The following is a 21,791-nucleotide window of genomic DNA, read 5'->3' as shown; positions in this document are numbered from 1 at the left end:
TTTTTATGATTGTTTTTATATTCTTTACTTAACTATTTATCCTCCTCTTCTAACCAACTGTAAACGTAATCAGGATCACTAATATCCAATGCCGTTTGTGTTAGTTTTAGTGGCTTAAAGGTATCCACCATTACTGCAGTTTCTCCAGTTTCAGTTTTACCAATACTTCTTTCCATTGCACCTGGGTGTGGTCCATGAGGAATTCCCATTGGGTGTAAGGAAATAAACCCTTTTTCTATGTGGTTTCTTGACATAAAGTCTCCATCCACGTAGTAAAGCAATTCATCTGAATCAATGTTACTGTGATTATAAGGTGCAGGAACAGCTTCTGGGTGGTAATCGTACATTCTTGGTACAAATGAACAGATTACAAAGTTATGGGCTTCAAACTGTTGATGAATTGGTGGTGGTAAATGAACGCGTCCTGTAATGGGTTCAAAATCTTTGATGTTAATCGCATAAGGAAAATTGTAACCATCCCAACCTACAACATCAAAGGGATGTGAAGCGTAGGTTAAATGATGCAGTACATTTTGCTTTTTAATTTTGATTAGGAAATCTCCCTTGGCATTATGTGTTTCTAGTTCACTTGGCGCTCTAAAATCTCTTTCACAAAATGGCGAGTGCTCCATCAATTGTCCAAACTCATTTCTATATCTTTTTGGCGTGTACATTGGAGAAAACGATTCCACGATAAACATGCGGTTTTCTGTTCCATCAAAATGAATTTGATAAATAATACCTCTTGGTACAATTAAGTAATCTCCGGGTCCGAAAGGAATATTCCCCAGCATTGTCTTCAATGTTCCTGTTCCTTCATGAACGAAGAGCATTTCATCTGCATCCGCATTTTTATAGAAGTAATCTTCCATAGAGTTTTGAGGAGCAGCCAACGCAATATTTAAATCATCATTAAACATAACGATTTTACGGCTGTTCAAGAAGTCCTCCTCCGATCTTACATTAAACCCACTAAGCATCTGACTTCTAACAGATTTTTCTAGTGCTGCATGCGGAGTAAGGTCTATTGTATTGCCTATCTCTTTCACCATCGTTGGGCGATGAACATGATAGATTAAAGAGGCTGTACCACTAAAACCTTCTGTTCCAAATAATTGTTCATAGTAATAACCCCCTTCTTCTTTCTTAAAAGTTGTATGTCTTTTATGAGGAATTTTACCAAGTTTTGTATAAAACGGCATAAATTTAAATTTAAAATGAATTGATGTGATTTATTAGCGGACTCAAGATTAACAACGAAATCACTCTGGATCGCGTTTCAACAATGCTTTTCTTTTGGTATTTAAACTCTCGAATAAATTCATAAAAAAGGAAATTCTTAATTCACACAAATATACATAATTCAATTACGAATTACGAATGTTTTAATTAGGAATTCGAATTTGGTCAGGTTTTGGGCGGTAGGCTTTAGGCTGTAAGCTTTAGGCCGTATGCCTAGCGCGTATAGCATAAAGCATAAAGCGCATAGCATGCAGCGTAAAACATCAACCCCATTCTAGTTGTAAAAAAAAGGATGTTGAACCTAAAAGATGAAATATTTGCTTATCTAGAGAGGATATATTAACTATAATCACTTTAAATATGAGGAATTTCAAAAAATATGACATTTGGAAATTGAGTCACGCCTTAACATTAAACATTTATCAAATCACCCAAGAATTCCCATCTAAGGAACGATTTCAAATTATATCTCAAATGCAAAGAGCAGCCTATTCCATACCTTCAAATATTAGCGAAGGAGCGGGACGACAATCTGATAAAGAATTTAATCGTTTTCTACAATATTCCTTAGGTTCGGCTCACGAATTAGAGTATTTCATATTGCTTTCTAAAGACCTTAGCTACATTGATGAAAAAACCTATATACAAATTGATCAACGTATAAATATATTGAAAAGTAAAATGTATAGTTTAAGTCAAAGACTGATTGGTGGATGAATTTAGGGCGGTAGGCTGTGGGCGGTAGGCTTTATGCGGTAAGCTGTAGGCGGCATGCTTTATGCGGTAGGCCGTAGGCTATAACCACAAAGCAAATAGCATATGGCATACAGCGTAAAGCATACAGCCTAAAGCCTAAAACAAAGAAAAGTATCTAACTTTAATTCTATAGTCGTGGCAAGTACTTATATTTGTAACTAGAAAAAAGTAAACTATGAAAAAGATTTTAGTTATCGGTGCAGGAGGTCAAATTGGTTCAGAACTCGTGCTATTATTGGAAGAGAAATTCGGCAAAGAAGCTGTTTTGGCTTCCGATATTAAAGAAGAATGTCCAAAAGCCTTAAAAAACTCCAATTATGTTGCTTTAGATGTACTTGATAACGATAAATTGTCTTCAATTGTTAAAGAAGAAAACATAACCGATGTGTACCTATTGGCTGCATTATTATCTGCAACAGCTGAAAAAGACCCAAAATTCGCTTGGAAACTAAACATGGAGGGGTTATTCAATGTTTTAGACTTAGCAAAAGACGGGCACATTAAGAAAGTATTCTGGCCGAGTTCGATCGCTGTTTTTGGTCCAACCACTCCAAAGCGAAACACACCACAACATACCATAATGGAACCGAGCACAGTTTACGGAATATCCAAACAAGCGGGGGAACAATGGTGCGCATGGTATCATGAGAAATACGGCGTTGATGTACGCAGTATTCGTTACCCTGGGTTAATTTCACACACTTCTCTTCCTGGAGGCGGAACCACAGACTATGCCGTTGATATTTTCTATCATGCAAAGCAAAATGCAGAATATACTTGTTTTGTGAATGAAGAAACTGCACTTCCTATGATGTATATGGACGACGCTGTTCGTGCCACGGTTGAATTAATGGAGGCTCCAGCAAGCAAAATTAAAATCCGCAATTCTTATAATTTAGGTGGAATTAGTTTTACGCCGGAAGATCTAAAAGAAGAAATCAAGAATCAGATTCCAGATTTTAAAGTGAACTACAAACCAGATTTCAGACAACAAATTGCTGATTCATGGCCGGAATCAATTAACGATGAAAGCGCTCAAAAAGACTGGGGCTGGAAGCATGAATATGACTTAAAAAAGATCGTAAATATCATGCTTAACAATGTAGACACCAAACTTTTGTTTGACAAATAACATCAGCTTTCCATAAGAAATATAAATGATTGATATTTCTAAATATTTCATTTCAAATGCTAGGGTTTATAATTGAGCTCTAGCATTTACTTTTACTGTACCAAATTTAGTAATTTAGCAGTTAAAAGATTTCAAAATATTTTCCAATGCTATATAAAGAAAACGAACTCAAAATAAACAACAGTTTAACTGGAGAAAAAGAAGTATTCACATCCATCCTAGATGGATTTGTTGGACTTTACGTTTGTGGACCAACTGTTTACAGTGATGTTCACTTGGGAAACTGTCGTACCTTTATTTCTTTTGATGTTATTTATCGCTATTTAATGCACTTAGGCTATAAAGTACGCTACGTAAGAAATATTACTGACGCTGGACATCTTGAAAATGATGCGGAGGAAGGAGAAGATAAAATTGCAAAAAAAGCAAGATTGGAACAATTGGAACCCATGGAAATCGTTCAGCGTTATACTTTAGATTTTCATAAAGTATTGCAACAATTTAATAATCTACCACCAAGCATAGAACCAACTGCTACGGGGCATATTATAGAACAAATCGAAATGATTTTAGACATCATTGATAATGGATTTGCTTACGAAGCCAATGGTTCAGTTTACTTTGATGTTGAAAAATATAATGAGAGCAATAATTACGGTGAACTTTCAAAACGCAGAATCGAAGATTTAGTCGCTGGAACACGTTCACTCGATGGACAAGAAGAGAAAAAGTCTCCGCTTGATTTCGCTTTATGGAAAAATGCCAAACCAGAACACATCATGAAGTGGCCTTCGCCTTGGGGCTTAGGATTTCCGGGTTGGCACTTGGAATGTTCTGCAATGAGCACCAAATATTTGGGAGAAAAATTTGATATTCATGGAGGAGGAATGGACTTAAAATTCCCACATCATGAATGTGAAATCGCACAAGGAACAGCAGCCACGGGAGAAAAGCCTGTAAATTATTGGATGCATGCTAACATGTTGACCTTGAACGGAAAGAAAATGAGTAAATCAACAGGAAACACTTTGCTTCCAGAAGAATTATTCTCAGGAAACAACGAGGTTTTAGGAAGAGCGTATCACCCAATTGTTGTGCGTTTCTTTATGATGCAAGCACATTATGCGAGTGTTTTAGATTTTAGCGCAGAAGCTTTAAACTCCTCAGAAAAAGGCTTCCTTCGTTTAATGGAAGCAATACAAGTTTTAAAAGAAATTAAAACCAGTGAAAAATCATCCATTGATGTTGAAGCTTTAATTCAGAAGTTCTACACCGCGATGAATGATGATTTTAATACACCAGTTTTAGTAGCTCATTTATTTGATGCAGCGAAATATATTCAAGCTGTAAATTCAGGAAAAGCAACTATTTCTGCAACTGACAAAGAAAGATTAACAAAGGAATTGAATGCATTTGTATTTGACATTTTGGGCTTAGCTGAACTTTCAGAAGAGCAGGAAGGGAACAATGAAAGTCTGGAAACAGTGATGGAATTGGTGCTTCAAATGCGACAACAAGCCAGAGAAAACAAAGATTGGACAACAGCGGATGCCATTCGAGATAAATTGAATGAAGCGAAAATTGTCATAAAAGACGATAAAGAGGGTGCAACATGGAAAATTCAATAGAAATAGGTTGTTCTTAAAGACTTAATGTATAGGTCTTTGTGATTTATTGTCAAATTATTTCACTAAAACATTTTGAAATCAATTAAATGTCCGTATCTTTGCAATCCGTTTGAATACGGAAAGCGTAACGCAAGCGCATCGAATTAGATAAAATTACACAAAGATATATTGCGGGGTGGAGCAGTTGGTAGCTCGTCGGGCTCATAACCCGAAGGTCATAGGTTCGAGTCCTGTCCCCGCTACCATTAAAATGGCAATTGAGAAATCAGTTGCCATTTTTGGTTTTACAATATTTACTCAGCGGGCTCATTGCACTCTGCTTTTTTCTTTTGTACCTCACTCCATAAAACCAGCACCGATTACACAGAGTGAGAAACAGAGCGAAAGCGAAGTTTATCCTCTGGTTTTTTATTTCTGCACCCACTCTCTTTCTCACTCTGAAAAAGCCTTTCACCCCAAAGAAACCCACAATATTGAATCTCTCTTTTAAAAAGAATCCTTATCTTCATAAGAATAAACCACTTAGAATCTAGATATCATGTTTGATTTTCAAAAGCTAATCGTTTATAAAAAGCGAAACAATTTCAATCTTCCTGTAAAGATTTAATTCTCGATATTAACTTTGACCGCTACGCTAATGATCAATTGGGACGAGCTTCATTTAGCGTAACTCTCAACATTGCAGAAGGTTCTGGGAAATTTTCAAAAAAAGATAGAAAAAACTACTTTACAACAGCCAGGGCGTCAATTTTTGAAGATCATATTTCAACAGAAGCTAATGTAGTAACCGACGGGTGGGCTTCTTACCAGCCTTTGAAAGAAACACATAAGAAACTAAAGCAAATCTAGTAATGATGCTAATTTCAAAGAATTACACATTCAAATACGAAATTTCAACAATTGGCTTAGAGGAACGCATTCTTATTGCGATTGGGATAAACTACAAGACTACATAAATGAATATATTTACAGACTAAACAGAAGAAACTTCAGAAAATCACTAGTTGCCAACGTTTTAGACAGATTGCTGAAAACGCGAATGGCAGCAGTCAACTATCGTATGAAGAGTTACGGCAAATTCATTTACCTGATCTGAGACAATGTTATCAGTTTGGATACGAAGAATACCATGAGGAGACGCTAGCGGACATATTGTCTGAACTGAACGGCTTAATTGGTTTAGACAATATCAAGCAAGAAATCGAAGAAATGGCGCGCTACATTGAAATCCTTAAACGACGAAAAGAAAGTGGTTTAAGTACTGACATGGCAGGAATGCACGCTGTTTTCATGGGTTCTCCAGGTACAGGAAAAACTACCGTGGCGCGATTACTAGCTAGGAAATATAAGTCACTGGGGATCATCAAAAAGGAAGTGCTAGTGGAAGCCAGTCGACAAGATCTTGTTGCAGAATTTGTTGGGCAAACGGCAGTAAAAACCAATAAATTGATCGACAAAGCCATGCATGGAGTCCTGTTTATTGATGAGGCGTATGCACTTACTTCAAGAGGTGGGAATGATTTTGGACAAGAAGTAATTGAGGTTCTACTCAAACGAATGGAAGACGATCGCGATAACCTAGTGGTTATTGTTGCTGGTTATCAAGAACCGATGAAACAGTTTTTGGAAAGTAATCCAGGTTTACCGTCTAGATTCAATAAAAATTATATTTTCAAAGACTTTAATCAGAAGGAACTACAGGAGATTTTTATGTTTTATCTTGAAAAGTCGTCTTACACATTAGACCAACAAGCAGATACATTATTGCAAACTCGCATCGGCGAGAAGCTCAATACAAAAACAGAATTTTTCGGAAATGCCAGATGGGTGAGGAAGTTATTTGAAGAGTGTAAAATCTCTCAAGCACAGCGATTAAGTATGATGAGTTTTATAAACGAGCAAGATTTGCAGTTGTTGACAAAGGATGACCTGTTTAATGCGTTTAATAAAATGAATTAAAAATCAACGAAAAAATCTAATAAAAACCCCTTACTTTTATAGAAGAAAGTACTGTTATAAATTGAATAATTTGATTCCTCTTAGAGTTACCAATAATTTCAATTTAAAACCTTTGAGTTTGGTTTAATATGAGTTATTAAAGATTTTTCCGAACAACAAAAGAGACTCCTCAATACTCGGTGTTTTCGGAATGATAATCGATAAGCAACTTTCCTCAATCGATAATATATAACACCTTACATTCCGAAGGAGTTAAACGACCGAGGAGTTCTCGGGCTTCCGACTAAATCTCTTCTTGATTATCGTTATTTGTTAATTTCACTTCCAATAATTGGTTTTTAGATAGTTACTTTCGTCATAAAGAACCGATATGATCGTGGGTAACCACATTGGATTATTAAAGTTTCAGTAAAAACTCTTCCATTACAAGATTAGCTTTCAACTAAGCTTTGCTACAAGAATCCTATTCGTTTTTTTGCCCACAATTATTTATTTTTCAGTTGTTTTCGTGCATTATACAAAGTTCGGCAACGTAGGCTTTTTGCCCTGCGCTTCTTGTTTCCAGTCCTGAAAGCCCATAATGCAGTGAGCGGGTAATAGCATCGATTGTTTAGCGCGAAGCTCTTTCCCTACTCCATCCATAACTGTAGTCTTCGCTACTACTTTCGGGGATTAAAACAAGTGCTTTTTCTAGTAAAGTACCATTGATTATCAGAGCACTTAACCTTCAAGGAAACATAAATCGCCACCCCTCCCCCACAATTCCAAAAAAACACTAAAATCCACCACAAAGTGAAGGCCAGCTCATAAAAGCCATAAAATTTGACTATCTTATATGCTTACCTCTCACATTTGGTAAGTAGAGAGCATTTGAAAAAACACAATATGAAAAATTTAGAAAATCAAGTCATTATCGTAACAGGTGGCGCGTCTGGAATTGGTGGTGCGATAACGAATGTTTTGGCTCAACGTGGGGCGAAAATTATAGCAGTTGATATCAACGATGAAGCAGGAAAGAAAAAGGAAGAGGAAAATCCTGCCAAAGTAGTTTTTATGAAAGGCGACGTTTCAAAAAAATCAACGGCAGAAGAAGCAGTAAAATTAGCTGTTTCAAAATTTGGAAAACTAACGGGTCTCGTAAATAACGCACATGCTTCTCGACAAAAACCATTGATGGACTTAACGGAAGAAGATTGGGCTTTGTCCTTTGGAACTGGGCTGAATGCAACTTTATATTTTATGAAATCTGCCTATTCGGAATTGTCAAAGAATGGTGGAGCAATCGTAAACTTTGGTTCTGGAGCAGGGTTAGAAGGTCAAAAAAATCAAGCGAGTTACGCAGCAGCAAAAGAGGCAATTCGAGGATTAAGTCGAGTGGCTGCCAATGAATGGGCAAATGATAATATTCGTGTGAATGTTGTTTGTCCCATGGCGTTAACAGATGGTGTAAAACATTGGAAAGAAAATTTCCCAGAGCAATACAAAGAATCCAAAGATAAAATCCCTCTGAAGAGATTTGGTGACCCGGAAAAAGATGTAGCACCAATTGTTGCTTTCCTTTTAAGCGATGATAGTCAATATATGACTGGCCAAACGGTAATGGCTGACGGAGGTTCTATAAAATTGAGGTAAAAAACATATCCCGCCAAAACTCTTTATTTAATGTAGTTATGGCGGGATATAAAATAAAAATGAAGGTTAATTCTTAGAAACTGGCGGCTCTAACAATTTAAAGAATTGATCTAATTTTGGTAAAATAATGATTTCTGTTCTTCTGTTAATTGCTTTTCCTTTTGCGGTTTCGTTTGACATTTTTGGAACATACTCAGAACGTCCTCCAGCCGTCATTCTTGCAGGATCAACAGCGAATTTGTTTTGCATTAACCGCACGATTGAAGTCGCTCTTTTTGCGCTCAAATCCCAGTTATCTGTCATGCAATCTGTTGAAATTGGAACATTATCGGTGTGTCCTTCGACCAAAACATCTAGTTCTTTGTGGTCATTAATGATTTTTGCAATTTTCCCCAACACTTCCTCTGCTTGAGTTCCTACTCTGTAACTTCCAGATTTAAATAACATTTTGTCTGAAATTGAAACGTACACGACTCCTTTCTTTACCTCAATAGAAATGTCTTCATCATCAAAATTATCTAAAGAACGTTTAAGATTCATTACCAAAGACAGGTTAATCGAATCCTTTCTTTGCATGGAACTCGTTAAGTCTTTAATGTATTTATTTTGCTCGTTTAAGGCCTCCAAAGACTTTTTAATGCTTTCCGCACCTGACTGGCTTACCACAGAAAGCGCAGATAACTGATCTATTAAATTAGAGTTTGTACTTTTAAAATATTCTAATTGTTGATTCAAATTTTGCGATTTATTTCGCTCATTCGATAAATCCGATTCTAAGATCAATCGTTTGTTTTTGCTCTCATTTAACTCCTCGGTACAATTGGCCAATTGCGTTTCAAGCGTTGAATTTTGATTTAAAGAGGCTGTATATTTCTTCTGACTCACACAAGAGCTTAGGAAGACCACACTCAATAAAAATGGCATAAATATTAGTTTTTTCATTGCTTTTGAATTTTAATACCAAACTAAACATAATAAAGCATTCTATTTGTTAATAATCATTAATCCAACTTGAAAATGAGAAAATTAGAGGAAAACAAAGCTTTGAGATTAAAAAAACTGGAACAAATTAATTTGAATAAAGAGAAATTCTTTTCCCATTAGAATGAACAAAAATGATCGCTTTTGCATTGTATACTATTTGAAGCTTTTCAGAAACATACACTAATTTTAAGACATGTCTGTTTCCGAGTAGAAACAATTTAATTTTAAAGAAAAATATTTTAATGACTTTAGACTTATTCCGCTTGCTTATCGATTTCGGACTATTTGTCCTTATTTGGATAGTGCAACTCGTTATTTATCCAAGTTTCGTCCATTTTTCAGCGGAGAACTTATTTGTGTGGCATCAAAAATATACCCAACGGTTCTCAATTGTTGTTATGCCCTTAATGCTTTCACAAATCTCTATCGCGCTTCTTCAACTTATTCAAGCTCAAAATTGGTACACGATTTCAAGCAGCGTTATCATTGTTGTGCTTTGGCTAACCACATTTAAAATATTTGTCCCTTTGCATTTTAGTATCCACAACAACAAACCCATAGAGAAAGCTTGCGAAAAACTGGGAACTAAAAACTGGATGCGAACTGCCCTTTGGACCATCTTAATCATTCTGTCTGTGATTTTCTTCACTCAAAACCACATCTAGCGACAATAAACCAGCAAATTAGAGAGTACAACAAAATCATATTCCGCCAAAACTCATGAAAAAATAGAGTTTTGGCGAAATATAAAATAGAATACCCTTTGACTGCTCAAGAAATTGAGCCTGACAAGAAAAGTACAGAATTCAGAAAAAACCTTGGATAACAGAATGTTTAGACTATAAAAATATTTAATTACTCTTCAACTCTATCAAAGTAATTTCAGGACGCATTCCAATTCTTGCTGGAAAACCCAACCAACCCAAACCACGATTCACATATAAATATTGTTCCTTGTGTTGGTATAAACCCGCCCAATGTTTGAATTTGTATTTTATCGGACTCCATTTCAAATTTTTATACTGAAAACCAGCTTGCATTCCATGGGTATGCCCCGCGAGCATTAAAGAAACATCTGTTCTATCAATTACTTCTTCTGTCCAGTGTGTGGGATCATGAGAAAGCAATATTTTAAATGGTATATTTTTGACTTTCTCCAAAGATTTCTCTAAATCTCCATATTGTTTGAAGGGTGGTTTACCCCAGTTTTCTACTCCCACTAACGCTATTTCCTCATCATTTTTAGAAAGAACTACCGCTTCATTCATCAGTAATTTAAAATCGATTTTCTTGAAAAAGTACTGAATCAACTCAAAGTTTTTTCGCTTTGCTTTGGGTGATTTCCATTCGCTATAATCCCCATAATCGTGATTTCCCAGAATAGCATATTTTCCTTCTGTTGCTTTTAATTGATTAAAAACATGATCCCAACCCCGCAGTTCTGCTGCAAAATTGTTCACTAAATCTCCTGTGATAACTATATAATCCGGATTTAATGAATTAATCTTCTCAATAGCAGGTTCCAATTTTTTAAAAGCAGAATTAAAACTTCCTAAATGTAAATCTGAAATTTGAACAATCTTTAATCCATCGAAAGATTTGGGTAACTGACTAAATTCCATGGTTTCATGATAAACTTTAAAGCGATAAAGCGCCTTAAATATCCCGTAAAGAATAACGAAAAAAGGCAGAAACCCAGACAATAATCCAACGAGCGTTATAATTAAGAAAGACGCTCTTTCGGAGAATAGAAAATTAGTAAAATAGAGTGATGAAATGACCACTACAAAAATCAATTTTGGTGCAAAAGACAAAATTCCCAAACCATAAAAACGCCCAATCCACCTTTGTTTCCTGATGGGATTTAGTTTATCTAGCGTAACTTTTAGCACTAAAATAGAAGTGATTAACCCAAAGGTAAAGACCCAAAAAAGGAGCTTAATCAGAGTTTGTAAAATTGGAGAATCTATAAATTGAGTAATCGCCTGCAGCCAATAAAAAGCAGCAATATCAATCAATAAAATTGCTATACACAATAAAACAATTTGAAATAAAGATACTTTTTTCATTGTAATTACTATTTACCCTAAAACGCTGAAGACAAAAAACTTCTACAAGAATCCGCGTGAGAAAAACACCTCAACAAACCCTTCTGCCCTAATCTGCGAAATCCGCGGGAGAAAAACATCCCACAAACCCTTCCGCGATAATATGCCAAATCTGTGGGAGAACTAAACGCAAAACACAAAAAATCACCCATTCACCACTAAGAAATACGCCTGCTTTGCAATCTCCAATTCCTCATTCGTTGGAATCACCATGACCTTCACCTTAGCATTCTCCTCACTGATTTCTCTAATTTCTTTAGAATTTTGTTCGTTTTTGTCTTCATCAATTGAAATACCAAAGAAATCCATGTCTTCACACGCTTTTTTACGAATAATTGAAGCATTTTCCCCAATTCCAGCAGTAAAAACAATAGCATCCACTCCATTCATCGCTGAAATATAAGATCCTATGTATTTTTTAATGCGGTAAGCATTCATTTCTAAAGCCAGAACACAATCTCTGTCTCCTTTTTCAGCCTGTGAAATAATATCTCTTAAATCACTGTAGCCCGTGAGACCCAGCATACCACTTTCTTTCGTAAGCAATTTGTTGACCTCATCCAAAGAATAACCCAAGGTATTCACTAAATAGAACAACACCCCATGGTCAATATCACCACTTCTCGTTCCCATAATTAAACCATTTGAAGGCGTAAACCCGAGACTGTGATCTATACTTAATCCATCTTTTATTGCGGTCATGCTGCAACCATTTCCTAAATGAATCGTGATGATTTTAGATTTTTCGAGTCCTAAATATGCATTTGCTTTTTCTGAAACATATTTATGACTAATGCCATGGAAACCATAAACTTGAATTGCCTCATCTTCAAACAATTTCTTAGGAATAGCAAATCTGTTGGCTTTTTCTGGAATCGTTTGATGAAAAGCAGTATCAAAAACAGCCACTTGCTTAGCATTCGGAAAACGTTGTTCTGCTACAACAATTCCCTCTAAATTCGCAGGATTATGCAAAGGTGCCAAAGGAATACATTTTTCAATTTCGGTTTTCACCTCAGGAGTAATCAGTGTGGTAGCTGAAAACAAGTTTCCTCCGTGAACGACACGGTGACCAATCACTTCAATTTCATCCCTTGTTTTTATTACACCATTCTCACTGTCCAATAAAAGCTCTGCTATATTTTGAAGTCCCTCATTATAATTGAAAATCGCTTTTGTTTGTTTAAAATTGACGCCGTCTTTTTTATAATTTACGATAGCGTCTTCGGAGCCCACTTTTTCCAATAATCCACTACACACCAATACTTCCGATGGCATTTCAATCAATTGAAATTTTATGGAAGAACTTCCTGAATTGAGTATTAAAATCTTCATTCTATTATTTTAAATGTCTTGCGCTTGAATAGCTGTAACAACTACCGTATTGAAAATATCTTCGATGGTACACCCTCTACTTAAATCGTTGACCGGTTTATTTAACCCTTGAATAATGGGTCCAATTGCCAAAGCTTTCGTTTCTCTTTGGACTGCTTTATAAGTATTATTTCCTGTATTCAAATCTGGAAAAATAAATACATTGGCTTGTCCGGCAACCTCAGATTCTGGAAGTTTTAATTTCCCAACATTCATATCTACCGCGGCGTCGTATTGAATTGGACCTTCGACTTTCAAATCTGGTCGTTTTGATTTTACGATTTGAGTTGCCTCCCTTACTCTTTCCACGTCTTCTCCCACTCCCGAAGATCCGGAAGAATAAGACAACATGGCAATTTTTGGATCTATGTCAAAAGCTACGCTCGTTGCAGCAGAAGAAATAGCTATTTCCGCCAATTCCTCGGCATTTGGATTTGGATTTATGGCACAATCTCCGTAGACTGAAACCCGGTCTTCTAAACACATAAAAAACACAGAGGAAACTATTGAAGCATCTGGTTTCGTTTTAATAAACTGTAAGGCCGGACGAATGGTATGTTGCGTTGTATGAATTGCCCCAGAGACCATTCCATCGGCATCGCCTTTGTACACCATCATTGATCCAAAGTAAGAAACATCTTCCATTAAATCTTTTGCCATCACAAGATTAACATTTTTGTGTTTACGCAATTCGAAAAGCGTGTTTGCATAGTCCTCAAAATATTCAGATGCTACCGGATTAATGATGTTTATTTTATCTAAATCTAGCTCCAAATCAAGGGCTGTGATTTTTTCGGCAATTTTCTTTTTGTCACCAAGCAAAGTAAGTTCAGCGGCATCCACATCGATTAATTGTTTGGTAGCCCTCAGTACGCGTTCATCCAGTCCTTCTGGCAAAACAATATGCTTCTTTTTAGATTTTGCTTTTTTCAACAAATTGTATTGGAACATTCTCGGTGTTACTGCCTTTGTTTCAAAAGTGATTAAACGCTCAATCAGTTCATCCACCTTCACATATTTCTCAAAATCTTTAATTGAAGTATCAATCTTTTGCGTGTTCTCGGCATAAATCTGAGATTTTATAGCCCCAATTGCGTTTACCACAGCGAAAGTCCCGCCATTTACGGCAATAATAGGCACAACATCCGACAGTCCTTTGATCAATTTATTGATCGACTCTGCCGGCACTAAGCCTCCTGTTAGCACAATTCCAGAAACACTAGGGTAATTATCTGAAACATTGGCTTGTAAAGCGCCAAGAATAAGGTCTGCCCTATCTCCGGGTGTAATCACCAAACTGTCATTCTTATTTAAATGATTCAAATAATTGGGCAACTGCATGGCTCCAACACTAAAGTATCCGGCTTGATTATTTATGAAATCGTGTCCAAACAAAACTTTAGCATCCAGAACTTTAACGATTTCTTTAATGGATGGATTTGCCAAAACAGGATTCACTGGAATGGCATTTACGATTACATTCGCAGGAAAATGTTTTGTTAATTCATCAGTCACCAAAGTGATGTTGTCTTGTTCCACCTTATTGGCAATTACTGATAGTACTTCAACACCTTTGTCACTAAAAGTATCGTAGGCCATGCGCAAGTTTCCCACCAATTCATTTAGTGTTTTTCCCACTCCACTCTCAAGTACAATGGCTGGAACACCAAGATTTTTGGCAATCAAAACGTTGATATCAAATTCTCCGATAGATCCTTCACCTGTAAAACTGGTTCCTTCCACCAATACGAAGTCAAAACGTTCTTCAACCGCCTTATATTTATCGATAATCTTAGCTATAACTTCATCGTCTTTGTTGTCATTTTTCAGTCGAATAAACTGACTTCTGGTATAGGCAAAAGCGTCTTCAAATTTTAAATCTAAATTGAAATAACGAATGACAGTATTGATGTGATTATCGATTTTTCCTTCCTTGAAATCATCTATAATGGGTCTGAAATACCCCACTTTTGAAGCTTTCCCCAACAATAATTGCATCAATCCTAAGGACAGGATAGATTTTCCGCTGTTGGGCTCTGTTGTTGCAATGTAAACTGCTTTATTGGCTGCTTTTCTCATGATTAGCGTAGCTATTTTATTTAAAAACTATTATTTCCTTAATTCCAACAAACTTAAGGATAACACTCCATAAAGCAAGTCAATTTTACCCGATTATATGTCATTTTAATGGCATTTTAAAGTGGTAAAGAATCAGGAATTGAGAAAAGGCTTAGCAGAGAAAATTGGATTTAAACAGGCATTAAGCGTTTATACTCTGATGTTAGTTTAAAAAACGCTTAACACCAAATTAATAATTTGTTTTTAAGCGTTTTTTTAAACCAAAACACGAATTTGATCTAATTAAGAGACTGTATTTATTCTACTTATGAAGGAATTACCAAAAATGGAATTTCTAAATCAAAACCTATTTCATTGATTTTGTTCTTGAAAAATAAATTCTCAAAGAAGGAATGTTTGTTATTGATCATTACCAATAAATTAATGTTGTGTTCCTTTTGGAAGGACTTTACCACTTCAGGAATCTTTTTATCCTCCTTGGTGTGTAATTCAAAATCTGTTCCCTCAAAGTAAGCCTCCAAAAGATTTCTATTTTCAATCTGTTTAACACTCAGTTTTCGCTCAAAATAAACGTGTAAACTATTTACTTTTGATTGGTACTGAGTTGCGATATCAAGAATTGGTTTTAAATGATTTTCTTTAAACTCAATTTTGTAATCGGAAGGAAACAATATATTTTTTGGAGTTTCAAATTCCAAATCGTTAGGAATCGCCAAAGTTGGACATTTCGCATCGTTTAGTACATCAACCGTGTTTGAACCGAAAAGAACTTTCATCGCTCCAGTTGCTCCTTTCGTTCCCATTACAATGAAATCAATTTTATGCTCTCTTTGCAATTCATCAGTTGCACCAGAAATAGAATTGAATGAAGAAACTTGTGTTATGGTGTGTTTTGGATTTTTGAAATAGTCCTGAATTCGCCGACTCATCTTTTCCAACCCATCTTTTGAAGCTGTTTTGATGGTTTCTAATAAGCCAAATTCAGCTGGGTTTTGAACTGTGAATTCAGCTCCGTAAACAGTGAGCTTATAAGTATTCAACAAGAAAAAATTGCATTCTTCATTCTTAAACAATTGCACCGCATAAGCAATGGCGTTCCAAGAATTGTGAGAAAAATCTGTTGGTAATATTATGTTCTTCATAGTGAATTTTTCCTCTAAGTTAGACATTACTAAAGAGTTTAGAGGCTAAAATCAGGCTGATTTTTATCAGTTTTAAAAATGTTAACAATTTGGTAAAAAGAAGTGTACAGTATCCTAAACATGATCTTCAACTCACGGAAACGAAATAATTCAGCAAGTCAACGTGACTATTGTTACACCCTTTTCCACCTGTTGTGCTTAACTTGCGCTGTTGGCTCGATTAAAAAATAAAAAAATGAAACAGGACATCACTATACCTCAAGAAATAAGTTCAAGGGCAGAGTTTAAGCGTAAATTTAGCTTTGCACAAATGTATAACTCCTTTATTTATGCGGCAGGAGCATTTTCCATTTTATCAAAAAATAAGAAAAGTGCTTTATTGCATCCAGATTTCGTTGAGCGATTACAACTAGCGGTAACCGAAGTAAACGGTTGTGCAGCATGCTCCTATCAGCATACAAAAATGGCCTTAAAGCAAGGGATGAGCAATGAAGAAATCAGCAGTTTTTTAAGTGGAAAAGACAATTTTATAAGACCTGAAGAGGCAAAGGCCATAGTTTTTGCTCAACATTTTGCAGATGAAACAGGAAAACCAAAAAAATATGCTTACGATTCTATTGTCGAAGAATATGGAGAGGAAAAAGCTGAAATTATTCTGGCTGCATGTCAAGTGATGATTGCAGGAAACATGTATGGAATCCCTGTAAGTGCTTTTCAAGCGAGATTGAAAGGAAATAAGTTTAAAGACAGCTCCTTATTTTACGAATTAGGAATGATGATTTCTGGAATTTTAGCACTGCCATTTGTGATTATTCACAGTGTTTCGCGCAGCTTGTTAGGCTTGGCAGGTAATAAGTTTGCTAAAGACTAATTGAATATTGAAGAGACGAAAACTGTTTTGGCATGCAAAATTAATAGAAGAATGCTATCATTTTTAATCAAAAAGCCCATCAGGATATTTTACCAGTAGTGAAATAATTTAAGTTCCATTCCCTAGCAAATGGTTTGCGCTATAATGGAACGCGGAACTTGTCCCGCATTTGTTATCGGGATAATCACGGATTTTCAGCTCAGGTGAATTCAAAAAAACACGATAACAATTAAACCTTGACCATTACAAAACCCCTACCACATTAATAGTTAAACATTACAACAAACACCCCTATCGCGTTAATAATTAAACATTAACAATTCAACATTAAAATTGTATCTTTGCAACTTATATATAATACATGACATTTAAACAACTCGGCTTAGCCGACCCTATATTAAAAGCCCTCGAAGAAGAAGGCTACGAAAATCCAACTCCCATTCAAGAACAATCTATTCCTATCTTATTGAAGGGAAAAGACCTTTTAGGTGTGGCACAAACCGGAACAGGTAAAACTGCCGCTTTTGGAATTCCAATTTTACATCATTTATACAATGCTAATGCGCATTCGAAAGGAAAACGTAAAGTTCGCGCTTTGGTCGTTACTCCAACGCGTGAATTAGCCATTCAAATTGATGAAAGCTTTAAGAATTATGGTAGACACACGGGTTTAAGAACCACAGTGATTTACGGAGGTGTAAAACAAACAAAACAAGTGGCTCGCCTTAAACAAGGTGTCGATATTTTAGTGGCTACTCCAGGTCGTTTGCTTGATTTAGAAGACCAGGGTCACCTTTCTTTTCGCGATTTAGACTTTGTTGTTTTGGATGAAGCAGACCAAATGTTGGACATGGGTTTTATTCATGACATCAAGAAAATAATTGCTAAACTTCCTCCAAAAAGACAATCGCTTTTCTTTTCTGCAACCATGCCGAAATCAATTGTTGAATTGTCCAGGAAAATTTTGGGCGAGTTTGAACAAGTTACCATTAAGCCTCAACAAGCAACGGCTGAAAAAGTAGACCAAGGAGTTTATTTTGTGAGTAAAGAGAATAAGGTAGAGCTTTTAACTCACCTGATTAAAGAACGTCCAGGAGAATCTGTTTTGGTTTTTTCGCGCACTAAACATGGAGCGAATAAAATCGTAAAAAAACTGGATAAGGCAGGTATAAAATCTGCCGCGATTCACGGAAATAAGTCACAACCACAACGAGAAGCAGCCTTAGGTGGATTCAAAGAGGGATCTATTCAAGTATTGATTGCTACAGATATTGCAGCAAGAGGAATTGATGTTGATGACTTATCTTTAGTGATTAACTACGAGTTGCCCAATGTGGCAGAAACTTATGTCCATAGAATTGGACGAACAGGTCGTGCTCACGCAAGCGGTATTGCTCTATCTTTCTGTGCCAATGATGAACGCGCCTTTTTGAGAGGAATTGAAAAACTAATAAAACAGAAAGTTCCTGTAATGCAAGCTCATCCTGAGGTAGAGGAAGAAATAGAAGATAAATCTGTTAAGCCTGCAAATCCACAACAACGTGGCCGTGGTGGAGGCGGTGGAAGAGGAAGAAGACCACAGGGAAAAAAAGGGAACAATTCCAGAGGGAAATCCCCAAGAAGAGATTAAGGTTTTAAACATTTAGTGCTTGGTCGGAAACAGACGAATTTTATAATTTAGAATGCTTATCGGGAACTTTACCAGCTATTTAATTTACTACACTAATAAAAAGTACTCTCTATTAACCAGGCCAGATCCTTCCAGGGTTGAAAATCTTAATTTTCAACCCTGATCAGGATGACAGTTGTAGGCGCTGGGAAGCAAGTGAGAGGGGAAAAGCTTAATGTCATCCTGAAGCGGATTTCTTTTTTCAACTGGTTGGAAATAGAAATTTGCGAAGGATCTTGTTAGTTTACCGCTGAATCAAATTATGGTTGGCTTAGACATATTTACTGGTAAAGTATCGGATAGGCATTTAAAATAGTTTATTTTTGATGTGTTTCCGTTCAGGCACTATTTAGATAAAGCAGTGAAGTTTTCACTGCTTTTCTTTTTATCATCATCTTAAAATAGCCTGCGACCGTAGAAATCTTAATCTCGTTTGAATACGCCCCAAGACTAAGATTATCCTACACGAATCTCTTTTTCAATTGGTCATCAATAAAAACTTTCGAAGAAGCTTGTCAGTTCGCCGCGGAATGGAATGCTTGATTCGATAAATTTACGGCGAAGTATCCGATAAGCGATTAAAACAATTAGAGTAATGGAGAGCCTAGTCTCACAGTTCTCTCCAACAGCTTCGCTCTTTTGGAACGATTATACCATTCTTCAGGAATAATTTTTTCTGATTCTTGAAGGTCTTGATAAAAAGCAGCTTTTAGCTCTGCTGTTGTTTCTTCATCGTAGACAATCGCGTTTACCTCAAAATTAAGATCAAAACTTCTATAATCCATATTTGCTGTTCCCACTATTGCAACCCTATCATCAACTACCATTGTTTTTGCATGCACAAAGCCTTTTTGGTAAAGGTAAATTTCAACACCTGCCCTCAATAATTCACTAAAATAAAAGCGGGAGGCTATACTTACTATTTTTGAATCGGACTTTCCTGGAACGAGTAATTTTATTTTAACACCACCTAAAGCAGCCACTGCTATTGCCTCTATCATACTTTCTCCCGGTATAAAATAAGGCGTTGTAATTAGCACCTCTTCTTTGGCCAAATTGATAGCTTGCAATAAAGAATAGAGGATAGTTGGTGTTGGAGAATCTGGTCCACTGGCAACAATCTGTACAATTTTATTATCATTCAAGGTGAAGCTCTCCGGTGGGGGGAAATACTTATCGCTCGGTGTTACCTCGTCATTTGCACAAAAGTTCCAATCACACAAAAAAGTATGTTGCAGGAAATATACAGAATGTCCGTTCAATTGAATATGCGTATCTCGCCAGTACATTTGATGAGCCTCAGGATGATTGATGTATTTATCGCTCACATTAATTCCGCCTACAAAGGCCTCTTTCCCATCCACAATAATTATCTTTCTGTGGTTTCTATAATTCATTCGATTGGCCAAGTAAATGAATACGATCTTAGAAAAAGGAAAAACTTTTACTCCACCGGCTTCCATTTTTTTGTGCAATTTTCCCCTTACCGCTTTACTTCCAAAATCGTCATAGATAAACCTCACCTCTACACCTTCCTGTGCTTTTTCAATCAACAAGTCTACAATTTGATTTCCGATTATGTCATTTTCAAAAATATAAAATTGAATATGAATGTGGTGTTTAGCATTGCTCATCGATTCCAATGCTTCTGGAAACATTTTCTCGCCATTTAGCAGCAATTTCACTCTATTGTTATCGGATATACTGCTCGAAGTATCCGTTGTGATCATGTTTATCAACTTCTTGTAATCCTTTAATAAAGGTTTGGAATTCATGTAAGTTGATTTGGCATACTCTAAAACCTGATTTTTTAACTTTGCAGACAGCTCCGCATCTTTTATGAGCTTTTTGGAGTACATTTTTCGTTTCCTGTAGTTAATTCCTATGGACAAATAGAAGATTATACCAAGAACAGGAACCAAAATCACAAACAATAAATAAGCAAGCGTTTTTGATGAACTTTGTGTATCATAAATAATACGAATGGAAACTGCGATTACAATTACTGCATATATAATTTGTATTGCCCACCAAGCTATCCACATACTATCTCCGCTTTAAAATCGTTTTTAGACTTGTTACACTTCATTTTTCATTCAATAAATTACATTTTTTGAAATTAGTAAAAAAAACTTGAAAAAGTAGTGTGGCAAGTTTTTTGCTTCTTGTGCATTGAATCAAATTTAAAAGCTATGAAAACAATTATTTCAATACTTATAATGTCGGCATTGCTAGTTGGAATGACTAGCTCAACGAAAATTTATTATCCCAAAGTTCAAAGTAAAAGTTTTACGAGTGGAGAAAAATTAACTTATAGAATTAGCTACGGAATTGTGGATGCTGGCGAAGCTATTTTAACAGTAAAAGAAACCTATAAAAAAGGAGCAAATGGAAGGCCTCTATACCACGTAAAAGGTGAAGGTAAAACACTCGGCGCATTCAACTGGTTTTATAAAGTAGAAGATGTTTATGAATCTTATGTCGATAAAGAAGGTGTTTTTCCGTGGTTGTTTGTTCGCGATATTAATGAAGGTGGTTACGAAAAAGAGCAAGAATATGTCTTTAAGCAGGACAAACAAAAAGTAATTACTGAAAAAGGAAAGTCTTTTAAAGTTCCCATGGGAATCCAAGATATGATTTCATCTTTTTATTATGCCCGAACACTGGATTTTTCTAGTATGCGAGTGGGAGAAATTTCTGAATTTAAAGTTTTTATGGATGAGGAAATATTTCCTTTAAAAGTGAGATATGTAGGAAAAGAAGATGTTAGCATTCGTAAAGGAACATTTGAATGTTTAAAGTTTCAACCTGTGGTGCAAGAGGGAAGATACTTTGAAGACCCAGATGATGTAGAGTTTTGGGTAACCAATGATGCCAACAGGATTCCCGTTTTAGTAAAAGCTAAAATTCCAGTGGGGAGCATTAGAATGCACCTAGTAGGATGGGAAGGATTGGTTGGAGATATTGCCAAAAAATAAAAATTGAACCCCTTTTAAAAGGAAACGCTCAGTAGAAATATTGAGCGTTTTTTTGTTTGATCAGTAAAATCAATCGTTTTAAGTCTATGATAGACAAGGTAGATTTTTTCGGGTCATGTGAATTTTAAGGGGATTTGATTAATTTTACCTACTAAAAACATCGATGAACTCATCCTTAATATCTCATGTTTTACCTGAGGAGCTTATAAAGTATTTTGATATAAAAGAAGTTTTAGT

General features: G+C 35.9%; 16 protein-coding genes and 1 tRNA gene. 10 read left to right on the top strand and 7 right to left on the bottom strand.

What is annotated here, in order from left to right:
• Nucleotides 1-32 precede the first annotated feature (32 nt).
• Nucleotides 33-1,202 carry a homogentisate 1,2-dioxygenase gene (locus tag DIT68_RS09810; RefSeq protein ID WP_109359628.1) on the bottom strand — a complete coding sequence of 390 codons (1,170 nt, stop codon included), beginning with the start codon at nt 1,200-1,202 and terminating at the stop codon, nt 33-35.
• Nucleotides 1,203-1,602: 400 nt separating this feature from the next.
• On the opposite strand from DIT68_RS09810, the gene DIT68_RS09805 reads away from it, so the two are divergent.
• The 7 genes from DIT68_RS09805 (at nt 1,603) to DIT68_RS09775 (ending at nt 8,349) form a co-directional block, all read left to right on the top strand.
• Nucleotides 1,603-1,959, top strand: a complete 357-nt coding sequence (locus tag DIT68_RS09805) for a four helix bundle protein (RefSeq protein WP_109359627.1) — start codon at nt 1,603-1,605, stop codon at nt 1,957-1,959.
• Nucleotides 1,960-2,173: 214 nt separating this feature from the next.
• Nucleotides 2,174-3,130, top strand: a complete 957-nt coding sequence (locus DIT68_RS09800; protein WP_109359626.1) for an NAD-dependent epimerase/dehydratase family protein — start codon at nt 2,174-2,176, stop codon at nt 3,128-3,130.
• A gap of 146 nt (nt 3,131-3,276) precedes the next feature.
• Nucleotides 3,277-4,758 (top strand): cysteine--tRNA ligase, encoded by a 1,482-nt coding sequence (cysS, locus tag DIT68_RS09795; RefSeq protein WP_109359625.1) that lies wholly within the window; start codon nt 3,277-3,279, stop codon nt 4,756-4,758.
• A gap of 169 nt (nt 4,759-4,927) precedes the next feature.
• Nucleotides 4,928-5,003: transfer RNA gene (locus DIT68_RS09790), tRNA-Met, on the top strand.
• Between the two features lie 361 nt (nt 5,004-5,364).
• Nucleotides 5,365-5,607, top strand: a complete 243-nt coding sequence (locus DIT68_RS16690; protein ID WP_109359624.1) for a four helix bundle protein — start codon at nt 5,365-5,367, stop codon at nt 5,605-5,607.
• 303 nt (nt 5,608-5,910) lie between these two features.
• Entirely contained in the window at nt 5,911-6,717 is an 807-nt protein-coding gene (locus DIT68_RS09780) for an AAA family ATPase (protein WP_146194180.1), read from the top strand.
• A gap of 885 nt (nt 6,718-7,602) precedes the next feature.
• The gene (locus tag DIT68_RS09775; protein WP_109359622.1) at nt 7,603-8,349 is read left to right on the top strand and encodes an SDR family NAD(P)-dependent oxidoreductase; all 747 of its coding nucleotides are present in this window, start codon (nt 7,603-7,605) and stop codon (nt 8,347-8,349) included.
• A gap of 66 nt (nt 8,350-8,415) precedes the next feature.
• Here the strand turns inward: DIT68_RS09775 and DIT68_RS09770 are convergent, their stop codons facing one another.
• The 5 genes from DIT68_RS09770 to DIT68_RS09745 all read right to left on the bottom strand — a co-directional run bounded on the left by DIT68_RS09770 (nt 8,416) and on the right by DIT68_RS09745 (nt 16,036).
• Entirely contained in the window at nt 8,416-9,291 is an 876-nt protein-coding gene (locus DIT68_RS09770; protein WP_109359621.1) for an OmpA/MotB family protein, read from the bottom strand.
• 893 nt (nt 9,292-10,184) lie between these two features.
• A complete protein-coding gene (locus tag DIT68_RS09760) occupies nt 10,185-11,402 on the bottom strand; it encodes a metallophosphoesterase (protein ID WP_109359619.1) in 1,218 nt (405 codons plus the stop codon).
• A 183-nt stretch (nt 11,403-11,585) separates the two neighbouring features.
• The gene (locus DIT68_RS09755) at nt 11,586-12,776 is read right to left on the bottom strand and encodes an acetate/propionate family kinase (protein ID WP_109359618.1); all 1,191 of its coding nucleotides are present in this window, start codon (nt 12,774-12,776) and stop codon (nt 11,586-11,588) included.
• Nucleotides 12,777-12,785: 9 nt separating this feature from the next.
• On the bottom strand, nt 12,786-14,894 hold the full coding sequence (gene pta, locus DIT68_RS09750; RefSeq protein WP_109359617.1) for a phosphate acetyltransferase: 2,109 nt from the start codon (nt 14,892-14,894) through the stop codon (nt 12,786-12,788).
• 305 nt (nt 14,895-15,199) lie between these two features.
• Nucleotides 15,200-16,036 carry a universal stress protein gene (locus tag DIT68_RS09745; RefSeq protein WP_109359762.1) on the bottom strand — a complete coding sequence of 279 codons (837 nt, stop codon included), beginning with the start codon at nt 16,034-16,036 and terminating at the stop codon, nt 15,200-15,202.
• A gap of 235 nt (nt 16,037-16,271) precedes the next feature.
• On the opposite strand from DIT68_RS09745, the gene DIT68_RS09740 reads away from it, so the two are divergent.
• Both DIT68_RS09740 and DIT68_RS09735 read left to right on the top strand, forming a co-directional pair.
• On the top strand, nt 16,272-16,907 hold the full coding sequence (locus tag DIT68_RS09740) for a carboxymuconolactone decarboxylase family protein (RefSeq protein ID WP_109359616.1): 636 nt from the start codon (nt 16,272-16,274) through the stop codon (nt 16,905-16,907).
• A gap of 361 nt (nt 16,908-17,268) precedes the next feature.
• Entirely contained in the window at nt 17,269-18,537 is a 1,269-nt protein-coding gene (locus DIT68_RS09735) for a DEAD/DEAH box helicase (protein WP_109359615.1), read from the top strand.
• 626 nt (nt 18,538-19,163) lie between these two features.
• Here the strand turns inward: DIT68_RS09735 and cls are convergent.
• Nucleotides 19,164-20,621 carry a cardiolipin synthase gene (gene cls / locus DIT68_RS09730; RefSeq protein ID WP_109359614.1) on the bottom strand — a complete coding sequence of 486 codons (1,458 nt, stop codon included), beginning with the start codon at nt 20,619-20,621 and terminating at the stop codon, nt 19,164-19,166.
• 147 nt (nt 20,622-20,768) lie between these two features.
• Between cls and DIT68_RS09725 the strand changes: the two genes are divergently transcribed.
• Nucleotides 20,769-21,554 carry a DUF3108 domain-containing protein gene (locus DIT68_RS09725; protein ID WP_109359613.1) on the top strand — a complete coding sequence of 262 codons (786 nt, stop codon included), beginning with the start codon at nt 20,769-20,771 and terminating at the stop codon, nt 21,552-21,554.
• Nucleotides 21,555-21,791 lie beyond the last annotated feature (237 nt).

Origin of the sequence: Brumimicrobium oceani, assembly GCF_003143775.1 — a bacterium.
Lineage (GTDB): Bacteria > Bacteroidota > Bacteroidia > Flavobacteriales_D > Crocinitomicaceae > Brumimicrobium > Brumimicrobium oceani.
The sequence above is the reverse complement of the archived record's forward strand: the minus strand, read 5'-3'. Positions and strand labels throughout refer to the sequence as shown.